This is a genomic window from Xenorhabdus sp. NBAII XenSa04 (assembly GCF_963866145.1).
In the GTDB taxonomy this organism is placed as follows: domain Bacteria; phylum Pseudomonadota; class Gammaproteobacteria; order Enterobacterales; family Enterobacteriaceae; genus Xenorhabdus; species Xenorhabdus indica.
This window is the reverse complement of sequence record NZ_CAWMEB010000292.1, coordinates 1-380: the sequence shown is the minus strand read 5'-3', so window position 1 is coordinate 380 and position 380 is coordinate 1. Positions and strand designations below refer to the sequence as shown.

The window sequence follows — 380 nt, the reverse complement described above, 5'->3', positions numbered from 1 at the left end:
CAGGATGCCTTCTCAGTAATGAACAGGCTCAGGTCAAACTTAGCTGGGCTGTGCAAATTGTCATCCAGTTTTACCGGACTGAATGGCAACGTCATTCCAGCAGGCAGGCTTTCACCAAAGTTTTGTAACCCGAACATGACCTGAAAAATAGGATGGCGGGACGCATCACGCTCAACCTCAAGAACATCAACCAACTGTTCAAACGGCATATCCTGATGGGATTTGGCCTGAACAATCACATCATGAACATGTCCAATCAGTTGTCCCACATTGCCGGTCTGTTCTATCTGTGCCCGCAGAACCAGTGAGTTAACAAACATGCCAATTAAGGGTTGAGTTTGCGCATGATGGCGGTTATCGGTCGGTGTCCCCAGTACAAT

General features: G+C 47.9%; 1 protein-coding gene. It reads right to left on the bottom strand.

Translation table 11 applies throughout. The annotated features are described in order from the left end of the window. A partial coding sequence (locus AAC147_RS10685; RefSeq protein WP_047686565.1) for a condensation domain-containing protein occupies nt 1-380 on the bottom strand: 380 nt, incomplete at both ends.